Here is a 15,490-nt window from a genome sequence, read left to right as displayed (position 1 = left end):
AATGGAGAAACATCCAGACGATATTCTGACGGGCGATAGCGATCCGTTTAAGGGCGATCCGAATTTTATGGCGTCGCTGGCGCGCGGCCTGGAAGTGATTCAGGCCTTTACCCCGCAACGACGTTTGATGTCCATTTCCCAGATTAGCCAGAAAACCGGCATTCCGCGCGCTGCCGTGCGTCGTTGTTTGTATACGCTAGGCAAACTGGGGTTTGTCTACGCGGAAGATGGCAAAAACTTTCAGCTTCGCCCGCGGATTTTGTCGCTCGGCCACGCCTGGCTGGCGTCAACACCGCTCGCGCGCTCAGCGCAGCCGGTGCTGAAACACTTAAGCGACATGCTCAATGAATCGTGCTCCATTGCCACGCTGGACGGTGACGATATTCTCTATATTGCCAGGGCGTCCAGTTCGCGGATTATGACGATTGATCTGGATATCGGCAGTCGCCTGCCCGCCTGGTCGACCTCCATGGGCCGCGTCCTTCTGAGCTATCAACCGGAAGAGAAACTCAATGATATGCTGGCGCGCATCACCATGATCCGCTATACGCCGCAGACGATTTCTTCAGTGAGTAAGTTGAAAAGCGAGCTGAAACGGGTGCGCCAGCAGGGCTATGCGTTAAACGATCAGGAGCTTGAAATGGGGCTGCGTTCTCTGGCGGTTCCGCTGTTTAACCCGCAAGGCCAGGTAGAAGCCGCGCTGAATGTCGGCGTGCATGCAGGCCAGGTGTCGGCGGAAGAATTATTGTCGCGCATTCTGCCGGAACTGCAAAAAGCCGCCACAGAACTCTCTTTGCTGCTGCGTTAACGGCTACGTTTGGCGTGGCGCTCCCAGTTTTCCTGCCTGGCGGCTTCCGATTTACGCAGCGCCACATAGCACGCCCCGCTACCGCCATGGTGCGGTAGCGCGCTACAAAAGGCCTGGACGTCATCAAATTCCGTCAGCCAGCGCGCCAGATAGCTACGTACAATATTGGCATGTGAATTTTCTGCCTTGCCTTTACCATGAATAATCAAAAGGTTACGCAGCCCCTCTTTTTGCGCCTCCAGGATAAACGCGTACAGATTCTGCCGACACTGTTCAACCGGTTGGCGCAGCAGATTCAGACTCGCCTGTTGGCTGTATTTGCCCTGCCGGAGTTTATCGAGCACGCCGGTTTGTAGCCCTTCCCGTTTAAATTCAAGCGGCGTGGAGAGCGGGATGATGTCAAGAAAACCAGTCGTGAGAAAGTTATCAAGTTGCAGAGTGTCGATGCGCTGTGGCGCACGTGCATTGCGGGCGGGCTGCCAGTGCACATCCTGCGCGCGTTTTAGTGGCTGAACATCCTCCATGGCGTCAAGAAACAGCGATTTGTCGTCAAGGTTCATGAGGATCTCCCAGTTTGCATCGGACGTCCTACTATAGCGACGCAGAACACGCGTCTCAATGCGTTTTCCCATCAGACCTGTATCATCGCGCCTGACTGATTATTCCCTGCCCCATCCGTGGAAGATTTCAACAGCGCTTAACTAATACGTTAACGTCACTAATGTTTTGTTTTTGTTGCTATTATGTGAAATATATCACCTTGGTTTTCTGGCAATCACGCCAAAAACCGTTATAAATATTTTATCTGCACGACGGATAAAAATGCGGAAACCGTTTGGAAACGCCCGGCTGTTGACTATGGGATTCGAGGATGTCGTCGAATCCCTGTTTTTCTTCTCTGCCTCTATCCCGCCAACGATGCATCGCAATTGACAATTCAGGAGTATACCTCTCGCCCAGGGCCCATGATATTCTGAACAAAACTTGTGCTTTAACAACAGGTAGAGAATTAATGCTAACCTTGCTTGAAGATAAAATCGCCACACCGCTTGGGCCGCTGTGGATCCTCTGTGATGAAACATTCCACCTGCGTGCCGTTGAGTGGGAAGAGCACAGCGATCGGATGGAACAGTTGCTGGATATTCACTATCGCGTCGAGGGCTATGAACGCGTTGCGGCGCAAAACCCTGGCGGGCTGAGTCAAAAACTGGCGGACTACTTTGAGGGTGACCTGAGCGTCATCGAAACCTTACCCACCGCCACAGCAGGCACCCCATTTCAGCGCGAAGTGTGGCAGGCGTTGCGCAGCATTCCCTGCGGCCAGGTTATGCACTATGGTCAACTGGCAGCGCAGTTAGGACGCTCCGGGGCTGCGCGGGCAGTTGGCGCGGCTAACGGGTCGAATCCGGTCAGTATTGTGGTTCCCTGTCATCGGGTCATTGGGCGAAACGGCACCATGACCGGTTATGCGGGGGGTGTTCAGCGTAAAGAGTGGCTTTTGCGCCACGAAGGCTATCTTCTTCTTTGATGTTATGTGCCGTTTTCCGGAACCATTAACTGCAAGAGAGCCTAAAGGCTCCAAATAATATATTAATTATCAATAAGATAAAATGCGTAAACTATTTACCTTTTTAATATTGGGTGAATCAGGACTTCGCTACTTACCTGCTCTCCAAAAAGATGTTAAAATTGACCAATATCAATTACGGCTTGAGCAGACTTATGATCCCGGAAAAGCGAATTATACGACGCATTCAATCTGGCGGTTGTGCTATCCACTGTCAGGATTGCAGCATCAGCCAGCTTTGCATCCCGTTCACTCTTAATGAACATGAGCTTGATCAGCTGGATAACATTATCGAGCGTAAAAAGCCCATCCAGAAGGGTCAGACCCTGTTCAAAGCGGGTGACGAGCTGAAGTCTCTGTACGCGATCCGTTCAGGCACAATCAAGAGCTACACCATCACCGAACAAGGCGATGAGCAGATTACCGGTTTCCATCTTGCGGGCGATCTGGTTGGCTTCGACGCCATCGGAACCGGGCACCACCCGAGTTTTGCGCAGGCGCTGGAAACCTCAATGGTCTGCGAAATTCCGTTCGAGACACTTGACGATCTTTCCGGGAAAATGCCTAACCTGCGTCAGCAGATGATGCGTCTGATGAGCGGCGAGATCAAAGGCGATCAGGACATGATCCTGCTGCTTTCCAAAAAGAATGCGGAAGAGCGTCTGGCAGCGTTTATCTATAACCTTTCTCGTCGTTTTGCGCAGCGTGGTTTTTCTCCGCGTGAATTCCGTCTGACCATGACGCGTGGCGATATTGGTAATTATCTTGGCCTGACCGTTGAAACCATCAGCCGTCTTCTGGGGCGTTTCCAGAAAAGCGGTATGCTGGCGGTGAAAGGGAAATACATCACCATCGAGAACAGCGATGCGCTGGCGGTTCTCGCGGGGCACACGCGTAACGTCGCCTGATTTCCTTCTGTTTTACACATTAAAAAGGGAAGCTTTTCGCTTCCCTTTTTTATTCAGCTTATCAGGCAATTAGCCACGAATAAATTTCAGAATATCCGCGTTAATCACGTCCGCATGCGTGGTATGCATACCATGCGGGTAGCCTGGATAAATACGCAGCGTGCTGTTACTGAGAAGTTGATCCTGCAAAATGGCCGCGTTTTTGTACGGCACAACCTGGTCATCATCGCCCTGAAGTACCAGAACCGGTACGGTGATCGCTTTCAGATCTTCCGTTTGATCGGTTTCTGAAAACGCTTTGATACCTTCATAATGCGCCTTCGCACTACCCGTCATCCCCTGACGCCACCAGTTCTGAATCGTCCCCTGAGACACTTCCGCGCCGTCACGGTTAAAGCCGTAGAACGGGCCGGACGCGACGTCGAGATAAAACTGCGCGCGGTTTGCCGCCAGTGCTTTACGGAAGCCATCAAATACTTCAACCGGCGTACCGCCAGGGTTAGCCTCTGTTTTAACCATTAACGGAGGAACGGAACTCACCAGTACAGCTTTCGCTACACGTCCCTGCGGTTGACCAAATTTCGCCACATAACGCGCCACCTGACCGCCCCCGGTTGAGTGCCCGACATGCACAGCATTGTGCAGGTCGAGATGTTCAACAACGGCTGAAGCATCTGCAGCATAGTGATCCATGTCGTGCCCTTCACTCACCTGATCGGAACGGCCATGCCCACGACGGTCGATAGCGATAACCCGGAACCCCTCAGCGAGGAAGAACAGCATCTGGTTGTCCCAGTCATCAGCGCTTAACGGCCAACCGTGATGGAAAACAATCGGTTGTGCCTCTTTCGGGCCCCAGTCTTTGAAGAAAATATTGACGCCATCTTTAGTCGTTACGAATGCCATAGAATGAACCCCTTGTGTCGATTAAATGCCGTTAACGTAAAGTGGTACGCAGGTAGATGAAGGTACTGCTAAAACCGCACCAGCCCATTGCCTGAAGCCCTGGGAATCTGTTTGGGTCAGATGCAGTATAGTCGATGGGAAAAACGTTGATGTATTCACTGCCATCCTTTTTATATGTGCCAACCTCTGCGGGTCAGGAGTAAAATTACGCCGCACCTACCATTATGTATATTCGTAAATAACTATCGGATTAATCATTTTAATCAACTCGACCCAATCCTGATATATTAGTGATATGGTTCTTTCAGCCGTATAATTTTTCTAGGGTATTTCTTAAAAACAAAAAAAGCCGCAGCATTGTGCGGCTTCATGAGATACGATAGTGAATTACCAGAACTGTTCAGCTATTTCGGTAATTAATTTGATTTTGTCCCACTGCTGTGCCGGTGTCAGGCTGTTCCCTTCTTCTGTTGAAGCGAAACCACACTGTGGGCTGAGGCAAATTTGATTTTTCGCCACATACTGAGATGCTTCCTCCAAACGAGCCTTGATTCCTTCTGGGTTTTCCAGCTCACCATTTTTGGTAGTCACCAGCCCAAGCACGACCTGCTGATGACCGGGACGAACGAAGCGTAGCGGTGCGAAATCCCCGGAACGGTCATTGTCATATTCCAGATAAAAAGCATCGACATTGACGCTGCCAAATAATATTTCCGCTACAGGCTCATAGCCGCCCTCTGAAATCCAGGTCGAACGGAAATTTCCACGACAAACATGTAAGCCAATTATCAGGTCTGCCGGTTTATTCTCCAGCGCCTTATTAATCACGCGAGCATAAATACGCGCGAGCTGATCCGGATCGTCCCCACGCTCACGAATTTGCTGACGTTGCGCATCTGAACATAAATAGGCCCATACGGTGTCATCAAGTTGTAAATAACGGCAGCCGGCTGCATAAAACGCCTGAATCGCATCGCGCCAGGTGGTCGCCAGATCGTCAAAATAAGCCTCAAGATCGGGATAGACATCCGCATTAATATCTTTACGACCACCGCGAAAATGCAGCACGCTGGGGCTGGGAATGGTCATTTTAGGCGTCGCGTTACCGCTGATGCTCTTCAGATAACGGAAGTCATTGAGCATCGGGTGTTCACCAAAGCCTAACTTACCCGTCACGCGAACCCCGTGCGCTTTGGTTTGCACGCCATTAAACTGAATCCCCTGCTCTGAATCATAACGTTCGACGCCCTGAAGGCCATCGAAGAAGTCAAAGTGCCACCATGCGCGGCGGAATTCACCGTCGGTAACGATATGCAAACCGCATGAGCATTGTTGTTCCACTACGTGGCGAATCGCCTCATCTTCGACCGCACGCAGTTGCTGTGCAGTGATCTCCCCCTGCGCAAATTGCTGGCGGGCGAGCTTAATGGTGTCCGGTCGTAAAAAACTGCCCACGACATCGGCGCGGAACGGAGCGTATTGACTTTGCATGTGATCTCCATAACGTCCAGTTAACCATTGCTGAACGTGATTATTTGTTTTTTGAATAAAGACTTCTGGATGGCTATACGTCCACAATCACACAACAAACGTTCGTATGCAAACGAGAAAATTTCAGTACACTTGAAGAAAATTCATGTTTAAGTTTCCTAAAACATGTCAAAAAAGTGGATCTTGATCACAGTCAGCAGTACCTTAAGAGCCAGTATCTGCGCGTTAACGTGGAAAGAAGTATCTGGCCAAACGGGCCGTTAAAAGAATAAGTTGGTTGAGAGTATGAGTTTTGTTGTGCAATGGACCCTGGGCTGCATCGCGGTCGCATGGGTGATGAGAGCGTTTCTGCACGCGTAAGGGCGGAAATATCAGGGTCGCAGCGATGCGGCCTTTTTGTTTATACTTTCCTCTCCGGGATAAGCGCGTTTTTCTCCCTGTTTTATTTCCCTTCAGATTTATCCTCCCGTCTTTATTAAATTTCCCTCATTTATTGATCTTGCGAAGGTTCTCCCCTGTTTCATTCACTCCATATGAGTTATCTTTTAAAGACGAACTGAGGTTACAGTTGTAAGGAGACCCTGTATGGCCAAGTATCAAAACATGCTGGTAGCCATCGATCCTAACCAGGACGATCAGCCCGCATTGCGGCGTGCCGTTTATCTACATCAACGGATTGGTGGCACCATTAAGGCATTTTTGCCTATCTATGATTTTTCGTATGAAATGACGACGCTGCTGTCTCCCGACGAGCGAACAGCCATGCGCCAGGGGGTCATTAGCCAACGTGCCGCATGGATCCGCGAGCAGGCGAAATATTACATTGAAGCAGGCGTGCCCATTGAAATCAAAGTGGTCTGGCACAACCGTCCTTTCGAAGCCATCATTCAGGAAGTCATTAGCGGCGGTCACGATTTACTGCTGAAAATGGCGCATCAGCACGACAAACTGGAATCCGTTATTTTCACCCCAACCGACTGGCACCTGCTGCGTAAATGCCCGTGCCCGGTATGGATGGTGAAAGACCAACCGTGGCCGGAAGGCGGGAAAGCGCTGGTAGCGGTCAACCTCGCCAGCGAAGAGCCCTATCATAATGCGTTAAACGACAGACTGGTTAAAGAAACGCTGGAACTGGCGCAACTGGTAAATCATACAGAAGTGCATTTGGTGGGTGCCTACCCTGTTACGCCGATCAATATTGCCATTGAACTGCCCGATTTTGACCCAAGCGTTTATAACGATGCGATTCGTGGTCAGCATTTGCTGGCAATGAAAGCATTACGTCAGAAGTATGGTATCGATGAGAAGTTTACCCACGTCGAAAAGGGGCTACCTGAAGAAGTGATCCCCGATCTCGCAGAGCATCTTGAAGCGGGGGTTGTCGTGTTGGGTACGGTCGGTCGTACCGGGCTTTCTGCGGCATTCCTGGGCAATACAGCGGAACAAGTTATCGATCATCTGCGCTGTGATTTGCTGGCCATTAAACCGAACGACTATGAGACACCTGTCGAACTGGATGACGACGAAGACGATTAAGGGATAACACTGACGTCAGAAACAATAAACCCGCCATTACGGCGGGTTTATTTTTTGCAGCCGCGCTGCATTAATGAATACCGTAGCGCCAGGCAAGGTCGATCTCTTCTTTCAGCTCAAGAGAAGAAAGCGCCATCAGGTCAGCGAATTCTAATTCCAGCTGTTTCAGTTTTTTGAGGTATTGCGCGGGCGTAAGCACAGTGGTATCACGACGAAGATATTCAATAGCCAGCTGTGCGGGGGTCAATTCGGTATCCATAAAAGCCTCTGTTTTTGAAGGAACCTGTGAAGTATATCACATTGCAGTGTCTGTTTTTTGACCAAAAGCAATCCTGTGCAAAAAAAAACCGTCTCTCGAAAGAGACGGCTTCTCAGACATGACTCTTACAGAGATTTCAGAATCGCATCGACACTGGCTTTCGCATCACCGAACAGCATCTGCGTGTTCTCTTTAAAGAACAACGGGTTCTGTACGCCGGCATAACCCGTGTTCATGGAACGTTTGAAGACGATGACATTCTGCGCCTTCCAGACTTCCAGAACCGGCATGCCCGCGATAGGACTCTTCGGATCGTCCTGCGCCGCCGGGTTAACGGTGTCGTTAGCGCCAATGACCAGCACGGTGTCTGTATCACTGAAGTCGTCGTTGATTTCGTCCATTTCCAGCACGATGTCATACGGCACTTTGGCTTCCGCCAGCAGTACGTTCATGTGCCCCGGTAAACGCCCGGCAACCGGGTGAATACCAAAACGGACGTTAACCCCGCGTGCACGCAGCTTCTCGGTGATTTCCGCCACCGGATACTGCGCCTGCGCCACCGCCATGCCGTAGCCTGGGGTGATGATAACTGAATGCGAATTCTTCAGCATTTCAGCGGTATCTTCCGCAGTGATTTCGCGGTATTCGCCCATCTCTTCATCGCCGCCGGTCGAAGAACCGTCGGAGCCGAAGCCGCCCGCTATCACGCTAAAGAATGAACGGTTCATCGCTTTACACATGATGTACGACAGAATCGCACCGGAAGAACCGACCAGCGCGCCTGTTACGATTAGCAGGTCGTTACTGAGCATGAAGCCCGCTGCCGCTGCCGCCCAACCAGAATAGGAGTTCAGCATTGACACCACCACCGGCATATCCGCCCCGCCGATGGATGCCACCAGATGCCAGCCAAAGGCCAGCGCGATAGCAGTCATGACAACCAGCACCAGCCCTTGCAGACCGACGCTATCCGTGCGAACGAAAACCACCAGCAGCAGGAAGGAAACCACCAGCGCCGCCAGATTCAGTTTATGACGGTTCGGCAGCATCAACGGTTTAGACGAGATTTTGCCGCACAATTTACCGTAAGCCACCACCGAACCGGTGAAGGTCACCGCACCGATAAAGATCCCTAAGAATACTTCCGTCAGGTGGATATTGACCAGAATCTGTTCCTGACCAGCATCGTGATGCAGGTAACTGTTAAAGCCCACCAGCACCGCGGCGAGACCGACAAAGCTGTGCAGAATCGCCACCAGTTCCGGCATTTCGGTCATTTCGACTTTCTTCGCCAGACGGATACCAATCGCGCCGCCGATCGCCATTGCGATAATAATCCACACCACATTATGCGTATCCGGCCCAAAGATAGTGGCAATTAGCGCAATCGCCATCCCCGTGATACCAAACGTATTCCCCTGCTTGGATGTCTCGTGCTTTGAAAGCCCGGCAAGACTGAAAATAAACAGGATTGCGGCAACAATGTATGCAGCAGTAACTAATCCTCCAGACATGTGCTACCCCTTAGTTCTTCCGGAACATTTTCAGCATGCGCTGAGTGACGGTGAATCCACCAAAAATATTAATGCTGGCGATCAGCACCGCGATAAAGCTCAGGAAGCTTACCCAACCACCGTCGCCAATTTGCAGCAACGCGCCGACGACGATAATCCCCGAGATGGCGTTAGTGACCGACATCAGCGGGGTATGCAGTGCATGTGAGACGTTCCACACCACGTAGTAACCCACCACGCAGGAAAGCGCAAAAACGGTGAAGTGGCCGAGGAACTCTTTCGGCGCGACGTTGGCAAGCCAGCCAAACAGAATTATCGCCAGGGCAATCATTGCGTATTTACGCCACGGGGAGACGGGTTTCTCCGGCTCTTTTGGCGCTTCAACGGTCTTCGCAGCGGCCTGAGGTTGAGCGGAAACGGGAATCGGCGGCGCAGGCCAGGTGACTTCTCCTTCACGTACCACCGTCACGCCACGCACAACAACGTCTTCGAAATCGATGGTAATAGAACCCTCTTTCTCTTTGCACAGCAGTTTCAGCAAGTTCAGCAGGTTAGTCCCGTAAAGCTGGGACGATTGTGTCGGCAAACGACCGGGTAAATCCGTATAACCAATCACTTTCACACCGCCCGCGGTGGTGACCACTTCATTGGCGACCGTATATTCACAGTTACCGCCATTTTGCGCCGCGAGGTCAACAATCACACTGCCCGGCGTCATGGAGTCAACCATTTCGCGGGTGATGAGCTTCGGTGCCGGTTTGCCCGGAATCAATGCCGTGGTGACAATAATGTCGACCTCTTTTGCCTGTGCAGCGAAGAGTGCCATTTCCGCTTTGATAAACGCATCAGACATCACTTTGGCATAGCCGTCCCCACTGCCCGCTTCTTCTTTGAAGTCGAGCTCAAGGAACTCCGCGCCCATACTCTGTACCTGCTCTTTCACTTCAGGACGAGTATCGAAGGCACGTACAATCGCGCCAAGACTATTAGCTGCGCCAATTGCCGCCAGACCCGCTACGCCAGCACCAATGACCATCACTTTTGCCGGCGGTACTTTACCTGCGGCAGTAATCTGCCCGGTGAAGAAACGACCAAATTCATGCGCCGCTTCGACAATCGCCCGATAACCGGCGATATTGGCCATGGAGCTCAGGGCATCAAGCGACTGCGCGCGCGAAATACGCGGCACGGAGTCCATCGCCATCACGTTAATACTGCGCGCGGCGAGTTTTTCCATTAATTCCGGGTTCTGGGCCGGCCAGATAAAGCTAATCAGCGTCGTGCCCGGATTGAGCAGCGCAATTTCTTCCTCCAGCGGCGCATTAACTTTCAAAATAACGTCGGCATGCCAGACATTATCACCGTCGACAATTTCTGCGCCCGCCTGAGTAAACGCGTCGTCCTCAAAACTTGCCAGTTTACCCGCACCGCTTTCCACCGCCACGCTGAAGCCAAGTTTTAGCAGTTGTTCCACCGTTTTCGGTGTTGCCGCCACTCGCGTCTCCTGGGGCCACCTCTCTTTTGGTACACCAATACGCATAGTTTTCCCTTCCATCGGTTTTTAATGATGGTTTGCCGTCATACCAGGTCCGAACCGCTGGCGCAATAAACGCACAGTCGTTCATCAACCCAAAAATAAAACAGTAACAAACTTTCTATAACCTACTGAAAATACCCGTTGTGATCTACAACCTGAAAACACTATTTTTGATTTTATGCAGGAAAAATTACTTTGCATAAGCAGGTCAGGGATATTTACCTGAAATTGATAGCCAGGCCTGATAATTCGCTTAAGCGAAGCGGCAAAACATGATTTTTCGCCAGAGTGATGAAGCGATTTAACAATATATTAACTTGAAAAAGTGATATCGATGACCCGCTTTTCCGGTCAACAGCCTGTTTTTTCAACATATCGCGAAAAGTTATGCAAAACAGTTATCCGCTTCGCATCTGATGTGAAAAATCACGCAGACAGTGAGTCGAATTAAATGCAATAATCATTGGGTTTTCAGTCAACAACAACACCAGTACCTGGTTTGCGCAAGGCGAAGGATTATTTTTATGAAGCTTAAGAACACTCTACTCGTGTCCGCTCTGTTGTCTGCCGCGGCTGTGTCCGCTCACGCAGCGACAGAATTGACGCCGGAGCAAGCAGCCGCACTGAAACCTTACGACCGTGTCGTGGTTACCGGCCGCTTTAATGCCATTGGCGATGCCGTTCAGGCCGTTTCCCGTAAAGCAGATAAAGAAGGCGCTGCCTCTTTTTATGTGGTTGATACCTCCGATTATGGCAATGGCGGTAACTGGCGCGTGACAGCCGATCTCTACAAAGACGATGCTGCCAAAGCCGATGCCCCGAAAAACCGCATCATTAACGGCGTGATGGAACTGCCAAAAGATCAGGCCGTGACTCTCGAACCGTACGATACCGTGACTATCCAGGGCTTCTACCGTAGCCAGCCGGAAGTGAACGACGCCATCACCAAAGCGGCAAAAGCTAAAGGTGCGTATTCGTTCTATATCGTGCGTCAGGTTGATGCCAACCAGGGCGGCAATCAGCGCATTACCGCCTTCATCTATAAAGAAGATGCCAAAAAACGCGTGCTGCAAAGCCCGGATGCTATCCCGGCTGATTCCGAAGCAGGTCGTGCAAAACTGGCGAAAGGTGGCGAAGAAGCCAAAACCGTGGAGATCCCTGGCGTGGCAACCACTGCTTCCGTGGGCGCCGGTACCGGTGTAGGTCGTTTCTTCGAAACACAGTCATCTAAAGGCGGACGTTACACTGTCACGCTGCCGGATGGCACTAAAGTTGAAGAGTTGAACAAAATCACTGCCGCGCAGATGATTCCGTTCGACAGCGTGAAGTTCACCGGCAACTACGGCAATATGTCTGAAGTCTCCTACCAGGTTGCCAAACGCGCAGCCAAAAAAGGTGCGAAGTACTACCATATTACGCGCCAGTGGCAGGAACGTGGCGGGAACGTCACCATCAGCGCCGACCTCTATAAGTAATTTAGGTTGTGCATAAAGGCGGCGCTTGCCGCCTTTTTTACGCTTTTATGCCTGAACTCATTGCATGCACTCCCCACACTCCGTAAAATCGCGCGCCTGGCGCAATCTTCCATGTTTATGCGATTTCGCCAAATAAATATTCTGGTTTGATGTCGTTTACAACAGGATCCTCATGGAAAAGAAACTTGGCCTTAGCGCCCTGACCGCCCTTGTTTTGAGCTCCATGCTTGGCGCGGGTGTTTTCAGCCTTCCACAGAATATGGCGGCTGTCGCCAGCCCGGTTGCGCTGCTTATTGGCTGGGCCATTACCGGGGTTGGGATCCTGTTTCTGGCAATTGCGATGTTAATCCTGACCCGCATTCGCCCGGACCTGGACGGCGGTATTTTTACCTACGCCCGTGAAGGCTTCGGCGAACTGATTGGTTTCTGCTCTGCATGGGGCTACTGGCTGTGTGCGGTTATCGCCAACGTCTCCTATCTGGTTATTGTCTTCTCAGCGCTGAGCTTTTTTACCGATACGCCAGAACTGCGTCTGTTTGGCGACGGAAATACCTGGCAATCGATTGTCGGCGCCTCTGTTCTGCTGTGGATCGTTCACTTCCTGGTATTGCGCGGCGTACAAACGGCGGCGGGTATTAATCTTGTCGCGACGCTGGCAAAACTGGTACCGCTCGGTCTGTTCATCGTTCTCGCGGCTATTGCCTTCAAAATGGACACCTTCTCGCTCGATTTTAGCGGCATTGAACTGGGCGTGCCGGTATGGGAGCAGGTGAAAAACACCATGCTCATTACCCTGTGGGTGTTCATCGGCGTGGAAGGCGCGGTGGTGGTTTCTGCACGCGCACGTAACAAGAAAGATGTAGGCCGCGCTACGCTGCTGGCGGTGCTTTCCGCTCTCGGGGTTTATCTGCTGGTGACGCTGCTGTCGCTGGGTGTGGTTGCGCGTCCGGAACTGGCGGAAATGCGTAATCCATCGATGGCCGGATTGATGGTCAAAATGATGGGCTCCTGGGGTGAAATCGTCATTGCCGCCGGACTGATTGTCTCCGTGTGCGGGGCTTATCTGAGCTGGACGATTATGGCGGCGGAAGTGCCGCTGCTGGCGGCGACGCATAAAGCTTTTCCACGCGTGTTTGCTCGCCAGAATGCCAACAATGCGCCGTCGGCATCGCTTTGGCTGACTAACATTAGCGTGCAGGTGAGCCTGGTGCTTATCTGGATGACGGGCTCGGATTACAATACACTGCTGACCATCGCCTCCGAGATGATTCTGGTACCCTATTTCCTCGTAGGCGCGTTTCTGCTGAAAATTGCTACCCGACCGCTGCATAAAGCCGTGGGTATCGGTGCGTGCATTTATGGCTTATGGTTACTGTATGCGTCCGGACCAATGCATCTGCTGTTATCCGTTGTGCTCTACGCGCCCGGGCTGTTGGTGTTTCTCTATGCGCGTCGCACTCATGTCGATAATGTGCTGCTAAAACGTCGCGAACTGGCATTGATTGGCTTATTACTGGTTGCCGCCATCCCGGCAACGTGGCTGTTGATGGGGTAGAGATCTCCCCATCGTTAAACGATAAGGAGACGACGATGGGAGAGACGCTTTCGCGCCCAATCCTCATTACCGGCGCAGGCCGTCGCATTGGCCTGGCGCTGGCCCACCACTTGCTTAATCAACAGCAACCGGTAATTGTCAGTTATCGAACCCATCTTCCCGCCATTGATGTGCTGGAGAAAGCCGGTGCACAGTGCATTCAGGCTGATTTTTCAACCGATGGCGGTATCATCGCGTTCTCCGAAGAGGTGAAAATTCGCTGTAGCGGCCTGCGCGCGGTGATTCATAATGCCAGCGCATGGATACCGGAAAATCCACGTCAGCCGCTGAGCGACGTGATGCACGCCATGATGCAGGTACACGTCAATGCCCCTTACCTGTTGAACCACGCACTGGAAAGCCTGCTGCGCGGCCATGGGCATGCAGCCAGCGATATTATCCACTTTACTGATTACGTGGTGGAACGCGGCAGCGAAAAGCACATCGCTTACGCAGCCAGCAAAGCGGCGCTCGACAATATGACCCGTTCGTTTGCCAAAAAACTGGCGCCAGAAGTCAAAGTGAATGCCATCGCGCCATCGCTGATCCTGTTCAATGAAAGCGATGACGCGGCCTATCGTCAGCAGGCACTGAATAAATCACTGATGAAAATTGCCCCAGGCGAGAAAGAGATTATCGATCTGGTCGATTACCTGCTCACCAGTTGCTACGTGACCGGACGAACCTTTGCCGTCGATGGCGGGCGACCGCTCGCTTAATGAAAGCGGCTCCAGACCAGAATTAGCAGCCAGGCGCTCACGCTCCAGCAACCTACCGCTCCTGCCAGCGCCAGGGGCAGTCGCAGAAAGCCGGTGAAATACCACAGCGACAGCAGATAGAGAAAATAAGGAATAATCGACCACATGCCGAAAACGATAGTGGCACGTAACGCTTCCGTGCCGCGCTCGCTGGCGACAATGTAGTGCGCGATCATCGCAAAAGTAGGAAACAGCGGGATTAACCCGGCAATATAGTAATTTTTTGTTTTTGCCAAAATCCCTATCAGCAAGACCACCAGCGCACCCAATAGCGCCTTAATCAGCAGTGCCATTTTTCTTCAGCCAACCAACAAGATGTGTTCGCAGCATAGCTGAATTTATGTTGTTTATGAATGATTAATGGAAGGCTACGCACTGCAGGTGTATGTTAATTCTTTTAAGTACATCTGAGCACATGAATAAGATCGTTTTCGTAGAGGATGATCCAGACGTTGGCGCGCTGATCGCCGCGTATCTGGCAAAGCACGATATGGATGTTGTGGTCGAACCCCGCGGTGATACTGCCGAAGCAGCCATTGCCCGAGAGCAACCCGATCTCGTTCTGCTGGATATCATGCTACCCGGTAAAGATGGCATGACTCTGTGCCGCGACCTGCGTGGTCAGTTTCCGGGCCCGATCGTTTTGCTCACCTCGCTCGACAGCGACATGAACCATATTCTGGCGCTTGAAATGGGTGCCAGCGATTACATCCTGAAAACCACCCCGCCCGCTGTGTTGCTCGCGCGTGTACGTCTGCATCTGCGCCAGCACGCACCTTCCTCTGCCGGAATTGCCCCGCAACCCGCCATGACGCCGCATAAAGCGATTCGCTTTGGCACGCTGTTCATCGACCCGGTAAACCGTCAGGTGGAACTGAGCGGTGATACCATTGCCCTTTCTACCGCCGATTTTGACCTGCTGTGGGAGCTTGCGACCCATGCGGGGCAAATTATGGATCGCGACGCGCTGCTGAAAAATCTGCGTGGCGTCAGCTATGACGGCATGGATCGCAGCGTTGACGTGGCGATTTCGCGGCTGCGTAAAAAGTTGCTGGATAGTGCGACCGAGCCTTATCGGATTAAAACAGTTCGCAATAAAGGCTATTTGTTTGCACCACACGCCTGGGATAACTGATC

General features: G+C 51.8%; 15 protein-coding genes. 8 read left to right on the top strand and 7 right to left on the bottom strand.

What is annotated here, in order from left to right; all coding sequences use genetic code 11:
• Nucleotide 1 precedes the first annotated feature (1 nt).
• On the top strand, nucleotides 2-808 hold the full coding sequence (locus tag ACOXYR_RS09870) for an IclR family transcriptional regulator domain-containing protein (protein ID WP_108474333.1): 807 nt from the start codon (nucleotides 2-4) through the stop codon (nucleotides 806-808).
• On the opposite strand, the gene smrA is transcribed toward ACOXYR_RS09870, so the two are convergent.
• Nucleotides 805-1,368: a DNA endonuclease SmrA gene (gene smrA / locus ACOXYR_RS09865; protein WP_407732801.1), complete on the bottom strand. Its 564-nt coding sequence runs from the start codon at nucleotides 1,366-1,368 to the stop codon at nucleotides 805-807. The genes ACOXYR_RS09870 and smrA overlap by 4 nt on opposite strands.
• Before the next feature lie 452 nt (nucleotides 1,369-1,820).
• Between smrA and ogt the strand changes: the two genes are divergently transcribed.
• Complete coding sequence (gene ogt / locus ACOXYR_RS09860; RefSeq protein ID WP_421355991.1) at nucleotides 1,821-2,336, top strand: methylated-DNA--[protein]-cysteine S-methyltransferase; 516 nt, start codon at nucleotides 1,821-1,823, stop codon at nucleotides 2,334-2,336.
• Nucleotides 2,337-2,530: 194 nt separating this feature from the next.
• The gene (gene fnr, locus ACOXYR_RS09855) at nucleotides 2,531-3,283 is read left to right on the top strand and encodes a fumarate/nitrate reduction transcriptional regulator Fnr (RefSeq protein WP_015964308.1); all 753 of its coding nucleotides are present in this window, start codon (nucleotides 2,531-2,533) and stop codon (nucleotides 3,281-3,283) included.
• A gap of 69 nt (nucleotides 3,284-3,352) precedes the next feature.
• Here fnr and ACOXYR_RS09850 read toward each other — a convergent pair whose 3' ends face one another.
• Nucleotides 3,353-4,189 carry an alpha/beta fold hydrolase gene (locus ACOXYR_RS09850; protein WP_189623107.1) on the bottom strand — a complete coding sequence of 279 codons (837 nt, stop codon included), beginning with the start codon at nucleotides 4,187-4,189 and terminating at the stop codon, nucleotides 3,353-3,355.
• Nucleotides 4,190-4,576: 387 nt separating this feature from the next.
• Nucleotides 4,577-5,680: a cobalamin-independent methionine synthase II family protein gene (locus tag ACOXYR_RS09845; protein ID WP_421355990.1), complete on the bottom strand. Its 1,104-nt coding sequence runs from the start codon at nucleotides 5,678-5,680 to the stop codon at nucleotides 4,577-4,579.
• A 585-nt stretch (nucleotides 5,681-6,265) separates the two neighbouring features.
• Here ACOXYR_RS09845 and uspE point away from each other — a divergent pair.
• Nucleotides 6,266-7,216: a universal stress protein UspE gene (uspE, locus tag ACOXYR_RS09840; RefSeq protein WP_108474338.1), complete on the top strand. Its 951-nt coding sequence runs from the start codon at nucleotides 6,266-6,268 to the stop codon at nucleotides 7,214-7,216.
• Between the two features lie 70 nt (nucleotides 7,217-7,286).
• Here the strand turns inward: uspE and ACOXYR_RS09835 are convergent, their stop codons facing one another.
• The 3 genes from ACOXYR_RS09835 to pntA all read right to left on the bottom strand — a co-directional run bounded on the left by ACOXYR_RS09835 (nucleotide 7,287) and on the right by pntA (nucleotide 10,529).
• Entirely contained in the window at nucleotides 7,287-7,475 is a 189-nt protein-coding gene (locus ACOXYR_RS09835; RefSeq protein WP_108474339.1) for a YdiH family protein, read from the bottom strand.
• 125 nt (nucleotides 7,476-7,600) lie between these two features.
• A complete protein-coding gene (gene pntB, locus ACOXYR_RS09830) occupies nucleotides 7,601-8,989 on the bottom strand; it encodes a Re/Si-specific NAD(P)(+) transhydrogenase subunit beta (protein ID WP_108474340.1) in 1,389 nt (462 codons plus the stop codon).
• Nucleotides 8,990-8,999: 10 nt separating this feature from the next.
• Nucleotides 9,000-10,529 carry a Re/Si-specific NAD(P)(+) transhydrogenase subunit alpha gene (gene pntA / locus ACOXYR_RS09825; RefSeq protein ID WP_108474341.1) on the bottom strand — a complete coding sequence of 510 codons (1,530 nt, stop codon included), beginning with the start codon at nucleotides 10,527-10,529 and terminating at the stop codon, nucleotides 9,000-9,002.
• 521 nt (nucleotides 10,530-11,050) lie between these two features.
• On the opposite strand from pntA, the gene ydgH reads away from it, so the two are divergent.
• The 3 genes from ydgH to folM all read left to right on the top strand — a co-directional run bounded on the left by ydgH (nucleotide 11,051) and on the right by folM (nucleotide 14,314).
• A complete protein-coding gene (gene ydgH / locus ACOXYR_RS09820; RefSeq protein ID WP_113856943.1) occupies nucleotides 11,051-12,001 on the top strand; it encodes a DUF1471 family protein YdgH in 951 nt (316 codons plus the stop codon).
• Nucleotides 12,002-12,173: 172 nt separating this feature from the next.
• Complete coding sequence (locus tag ACOXYR_RS09815) at nucleotides 12,174-13,556, top strand: amino acid permease (protein ID WP_108474343.1); 1,383 nt, start codon at nucleotides 12,174-12,176, stop codon at nucleotides 13,554-13,556.
• A gap of 35 nt (nucleotides 13,557-13,591) precedes the next feature.
• Nucleotides 13,592-14,314, top strand: coding sequence for a dihydromonapterin reductase (gene folM, locus ACOXYR_RS09810; protein WP_421355989.1), 723 nt, complete (start codon nucleotides 13,592-13,594; stop codon nucleotides 14,312-14,314).
• Here folM and ACOXYR_RS09805 read toward each other — a convergent pair.
• The gene (locus ACOXYR_RS09805; protein ID WP_421355988.1) at nucleotides 14,311-14,646 is read right to left on the bottom strand and encodes a GlpM family protein; all 336 of its coding nucleotides are present in this window, start codon (nucleotides 14,644-14,646) and stop codon (nucleotides 14,311-14,313) included. The two genes, folM and ACOXYR_RS09805, sit on opposite strands and share 4 nt — an antisense overlap.
• Nucleotides 14,647-14,768: 122 nt before the next feature.
• Here ACOXYR_RS09805 and rstA point away from each other — a divergent pair, with 122 nt between their 5' ends.
• Entirely contained in the window at nucleotides 14,769-15,488 is a 720-nt protein-coding gene (rstA, locus tag ACOXYR_RS09800; protein WP_108474346.1) for a two-component system response regulator RstA, read from the top strand.
• Nucleotides 15,489-15,490 lie beyond the last annotated feature (2 nt).

Origin of the sequence: Pseudocitrobacter faecalis (assembly GCF_965231525.1) — a bacterium.
Lineage (GTDB): Bacteria > Pseudomonadota > Gammaproteobacteria > Enterobacterales > Enterobacteriaceae > Pseudocitrobacter > Pseudocitrobacter faecalis.
The sequence above is the reverse complement of the archived record's forward strand: the minus strand, read 5'-3'. Positions and strand labels throughout refer to the sequence as shown.